Below are 4,885 nucleotides of genomic sequence, written 5' to 3' on the forward strand. Positions count from 1 at the left end.
GCATGAAGGATACGTCACGCTTGAGCTACTCTTCAACGAGCAAAGTGGATGTTATGGCGATTGTCATGGCGGCAGGGTTCTTTTGACTGCATTCATAGTTTTTGGAGTGCTAGAGGAATCCATTGTTGGTCTTGCGCTTGTTTTGAGCCTGCCAGCGCTAATGTTTATTGCACTGATCGCCATAAAAAGTTCTAATTTCAGACTGTATGCATTTATTGGAATTGGAATGTTGGTCATGCAGTCTGAATCGGGCTGGTCGGCAGCGCTTAAGCCCGCGTATTTTCTTATGGTTGCCCTTTTTGGCCTCATAAGCATCCGTAACACTAAGTACTTACATGCCAGCACGAAAGCCGCCTTTAGACCCATTTTTCTAGGCTCCGGATTATTAACCGTCCTCATAATTTTATATGTTGTATATTCAGTATTGCAAGGTCAAGCTCCTTCTAGGGTGATCAGGGATGCATTCACATACGTGCTAGTTGCGGTCTCACCATTCATCGCAGCGGATGCAGCTCGTGAAACAACTACAAAAAATGCTCGTATCTTCGTGGCTGTAGCTACAGGTCTCGCTGCGCTGAGCTTTTCGGTATTTTGGCTCGCCGTACGTCAAGTTAGCATCCTGGGTATAGAAAGAATATTGATGTTCTCCATGATGTTAAGCGGGCTTGGCATAATAGTGGGGTTTGTATACGGAGTCAGCAAGCTTAATGCGATCTGGTTAGGGTTTGGTACCCTCTGCCTTATAGCAGTTCTCGTGACTGGCACTCGGTCTGGCTTGTTGCTTGTCCTGGCTTTAGTAGGGGCCATAGGGGCCAAGCAAAAACTGCGTCTCCCTTGGACACGAGTAGTGCCCGGATTGCTTTTAGTGGTTTCAGGTGCATACTTTCTTTTGCCATCTCTTTCAGCCCGGATTTCAACTGGAAACTTTCTTGAAACTCGGATGGAAGCCCTCTTGCAAGTAATTGAGGGTGGGATTGAGTCTGATGCGTCAGGGCAGATGCGCCGGCGTGCATTGGAAATAAGTCTCACTGTCTGGAGAGAAAATCCTCTTCTTGGTGTGGGTTTCGGGCAAGCCTTCCAAAGCGTCCGTCCAGGTGAGCCTCCGGTTGACTTTCAGTTAGACAGCGGCATGCTTCTCTTTGCAAAGTTTGGAATTTTTGGAGCTGTGTTGGTAATAGGTGCAATTGGTGTCATGCTTTATGGGTTTTTGAGCTTCCATAAAAAAACTAAAGTCCGATCTCGAGCACAAACAATAGCTGCGTCGTTTTCATTTATGGTTCTTATTCTTGCCATGCTTGGAGTGCCCATGGAAGACAAAGGCTTTGCGTACAGTCTTTGCCTGATCACATATTTACTAGCCGCAGACAATTTTGTATCCCTAAGGCGCCGGGATAAATTGGCTCGTCTTGCCAATACAGAGAGTCATTCCGCCAATAATGCCCAGATTGAACACGCGTCCGTTGGGTAGGCCGGGGGGCCAGGGGTGTGAGTTCGTCATCCATGACGGTTTATACTTTGGTCGAGCTTTCACTCCTCGTATGTTGCGAATGATTCTGCCTGGCTCTCGTCGTGTCATGTGCGGTCGTGGTGTACTCGGTGCCCGGTAATCTATGCGTATGCAACGTACCTCCCGCCTTCTTCGGAAACAGTTGACGCCACTCTTCGAGCGGAACACTCGGTCCGCCCGCGAGACCCGGCTGGCCAGTCAGGTCATCATCGGGCTGAGCGTCCTGACCATCGCAGGCCTTGGGGCGGTTGCTGTGCAATACGAACGAGCGGAGGCGCGCAACTCCGAGGCAGGGGTCACCTACTCCCCACCTGTCGCTCCGATCGCTGCGAATAAGGAGGTCACCCGGTTCGCCGTCGTTGGTGATTCCACGACGGAAGGCAACAGCTTGGACATCCGTGGTGGTCGCCCCGGGGACACCTCGTGGGTCTACTACGCACAGTCGAACACCACTCGATTCGTTGGGGGCTGGGCAGACAGCGGCGCGCAGACCAGCATCATCGCTGAAAACTTTACGGAGGTGAAGGGGGCGGAAGTCCTCGTCATCCTGGCCGGTCAGAATGACACCCGGGCGGGTGTGCCGTTCGACGAGATTACTGACAACCTCAAGCAAGTAGTCAAAACAGCCGGCAATGTGCGCGTTGTAGTCTCGTCGGTGCTCCCGCAGGACGACATGCCAGAGAAGGCCACTGAGTACAACGAGCGGCTACGTGAGTACGCGCAGAAGCAAGGCTGGACGTGGGTGGACGCTGCCGCCAGCATCCGAGACGGGGATCGTTACCAGGAAGGTCTGACCGAGGACGGCATTCACCCCACCGCAGAAGGCGCCAAAATTTTGGGCAACACCTTGGAAAAGGCCATTGAGGACGCCGGCACGTAACCTTCGCCTCGGTCAAAGATGCCGTGGTTCGGCTGGAAGATGCGTCCAAGCCGTGGACCATGACAGTCATGGGGGACTCGACCGACAACGAGACCGCCGAGTGGGTGTAGCTCGTCATCCGCCGTCTGGCCGAGGAGACGGGGCGACCCGCCATGATTCACACCTGGAACGTCGACACCAACAAGTACAGTGCCATCACCGACATCCCCGGTGCCGGCGAGCCCATCGTAGTGTGGAACGGGTTCGCCTCCGGGCAGTCGGCGAAGTACTCGCTCGAAAACGCCAAGGCCATGGCGCCTGAGACCCCGGACCTGCTCGTCGTCAACCATGGGCACGGGACTGCCGCACCGATAGGTGACGTTGATGATGGAACTGTCTTCGTCGCCGGCGCGTGTGACTCTGTAGGTGACTGACGGCCAGTGGTGCTTGTCTTGGAACTGATCCGCCCGCGGGTCGGTGGCGAAGACTCTGTCCGATGCAGGTCGGCCAGAGGCGAGCATGACTTCATACGAGCCTGGTCCGCCCCGTCAACGTCTTGTCTGCCCGGCCACTGGCCGACGTGCCCCTTGGTGAAGAAGGCACGGTTCCATCATGACAACTCCCATCACCGCAGTCATCGACTCCTCGCCTGAGCTCGAGGTCGTCACCGGCGTCGACACACACGCCGACACCCATCACGTCGCGGTCCTGAGCGTTACCGGCGCCCGGCTGGGCGACCTGCAGGTCCCCGCAACAACGGAGGGCTATAAGCAACTGTTGGCCTTCATCCGGTCCTTCGGCAGCATGCGGCTGGTCGGTATCGAGGGCACCAGCTCCTACGGCGCCGGCCTCACCCGGTATCTCATGGCCCAAGCAGTCGAGATCCGCGAGATCGTCCGGCCGCGACGGGCCCAACGCCGGCATGGGAAGTCCGATCCGATCGACGCCTACGCCGCCGCTGCGCAGACACTGGCCGAACCGGAAACCCTGCCGCTGGCCAAAACCGGCGACGGGATCATCGAGCAGATCCGTGTACTGGTGGGCGTACGACGCAGCGCGATCAAGGCCCGGGTCGCAGTGATCCGCCAGATCAAGTGCATGCTGATCACCGCGCCCGAGGCGATCAGGACTCGCTGGGAGGGGCTGAACGAGCGTTGCCTGGTCGAGTCCTTGGCCGCCACCCGACCGGGCCCGGCCACCGGCTCGGTGACCACGGCGACCGGTCACGCCCTGCGGCGACTGGCACGCCGGCACCAGTACCTCACCGTGGAGATCACCGAGCTCGAGGACGATCTGCGTGTCCTCGTCGGCCAGGCTGCGCCGGCGATGATTGCGAGAAAGGGATACGGGATGATCCCCACCGCGACCCTGCTGGTCACTGCCGGGGCTAACCCTGAGCGGCTGCGATCGGAGGCATCCTTCGCCGCGCTGTGCGGGGCCTCACCGATCCCGGCGTCGTCGGGGAAGACCAACCGGTACCGTCTCAACCGCGGTGGGGACCGGCAAGCGAACTGGGCTCTGCACCAGATCGCCCTGGGGCGCCTGTCCAACGACGAACGCACCAAGAACTACGCGGGGCGACTGCGTGCCCAGGGGAAGTCGAAGAAGGACGTCCTGCGGTGCCTCAAACGTGCGATCGCTCGGGAGGCCTTCCACCTCATCGTCCATCCCGAACCTGTGCCTGCGACCGAGGACCTTCGAGACCTCCGGCACCAGCGAGGAGCCACCCTGGTCCAAGCCGCGATGAGCATCGGTGCAGAACCTGCCCGGCTGAGCGAACTCGAACGCGGCAAACGCCCCAACGCGGAACTGGCCACCGCCTACCGTGCCTGGCTCACCGCCGCTTGACACGCATAGGAGCATCAGGTGGGATCTCAGGCCGCGAGGGTCACGGCGGGCTTCATCATGGTCTCGTACTTGATGGTGGTCAACCGTCCCAGACGAGCCTGCCGCCGGCGTCGGTGACAGGTCCGCTCGCTCCAGGTGACGATCGCGATCCGCAGCTCGTCCCGGGTCGCCCAGGGCCATCGGTCGAGGACGTTCTTCTGCAGCAGGGCGAAGAAGCTCTCCATCGCGGCCTTGTCCCCGGCCGCACCGACCCCGCTCATCGAGCCGGCCAGTCCGTGCCGGTTCAGGGCGTGGCCGGATTTCCGTGAACGGAATTGACTGCCCCCTGTCCGAGTGGACGATACAGCCGGCCATATCCCCGCGGCGCGCGACCGCGTTGTGCAGCGCCTGAACCGCCAGTCTGGACTTCATGCGCGAGTCGATGGAGTAGCCGACGATCCACCCGGAGAAGACGTCTTTGATCGCGCACAGGTAGAGCTTGCCCTCGGCGGTGCTGTACTCGGTGATGTCGGTCAGCCACAGCTGGTTCGCCCCCCTGCTGTCAACGCCGAACGAACATTGACCCCCTATCGCCGACTGAAATCTGACCCCTCATCGGTGGTGTAGCGGCGGGTGCGGTAGGACTCTCCGTCCATGGTGAGTACGTGGGCGTGGTGGATGAGGCGGTCGAT

Annotated in this window: 5 protein-coding genes and 1 pseudogene; 4 read left to right on the top strand and 2 right to left on the bottom strand. The window is 59.2% G+C overall.

Features of this window, described 5'->3' with window-relative positions:
* The 4 genes from BJF77_RS20050 to BJF77_RS10185 all read left to right on the top strand — a co-directional run.
* On the top strand, nucleotides 1-1,468 hold a 1,468-nt coding region (locus BJF77_RS20050), incomplete at its 5' end, for an O-antigen ligase (RefSeq protein ID WP_158041232.1).
* 148 nt (nucleotides 1,469-1,616) lie between these two features.
* Entirely contained in the window at nucleotides 1,617-2,387 is a 771-nt protein-coding gene (locus tag BJF77_RS10180) for a GDSL-type esterase/lipase family protein (protein ID WP_158041234.1), read from the top strand.
* A gap of 152 nt (nucleotides 2,388-2,539) precedes the next feature.
* Nucleotides 2,540-2,800, top strand: coding sequence for a hypothetical protein (locus tag BJF77_RS20055; RefSeq protein ID WP_139318521.1), 261 nt, complete (start codon nucleotides 2,540-2,542; stop codon nucleotides 2,798-2,800).
* 178 nt (nucleotides 2,801-2,978) lie between these two features.
* The gene (locus BJF77_RS10185; RefSeq protein ID WP_075872088.1) at nucleotides 2,979-4,214 is read left to right on the top strand and encodes an IS110 family transposase; all 1,236 of its coding nucleotides are present in this window, start codon (nucleotides 2,979-2,981) and stop codon (nucleotides 4,212-4,214) included.
* A gap of 26 nt (nucleotides 4,215-4,240) precedes the next feature.
* Here BJF77_RS10185 and BJF77_RS10190 read toward each other — a convergent pair.
* Both BJF77_RS10190 and BJF77_RS22640 read right to left on the bottom strand, forming a co-directional pair.
* A pseudogene (locus tag BJF77_RS10190) lies at nucleotides 4,241-4,742 on the bottom strand (transposase); the annotation flags it as partial.
* Between the two features lie 38 nt (nucleotides 4,743-4,780).
* The gene (locus BJF77_RS22640) at nucleotides 4,781-4,885 is read right to left on the bottom strand and encodes an ATP-binding protein (RefSeq protein WP_369821390.1); all 105 of its coding nucleotides are present in this window, start codon (nucleotides 4,883-4,885) and stop codon (nucleotides 4,781-4,783) included.

Origin of the sequence: Kocuria sp. CNJ-770, from assembly GCF_001942375.1 — a bacterium.
In the GTDB taxonomy this organism is placed as follows: domain Bacteria; phylum Actinomycetota; class Actinomycetes; order Actinomycetales; family Micrococcaceae; genus Kocuria; species Kocuria oceani.

Bases quoted from the DNA above. Each gene is read 5' to 3' on its own strand.
- BJF77_RS10180 (WP_158041234.1), top strand. From the start codon at position 1,617: ATGCAACGTACCTCCCGCCTTCTTCGGAAACAGTTGACGCCACTCTTC.
- BJF77_RS20055 (WP_139318521.1), top strand. From the start codon at position 2,540: ATGATTCACACCTGGAACGTCGACACCAACAAGTACAGTGCCATCACC.
- BJF77_RS10185 (WP_075872088.1), top strand. From the start codon at position 2,979: ATGACAACTCCCATCACCGCAGTCATCGACTCCTCGCCTGAGCTCGAG.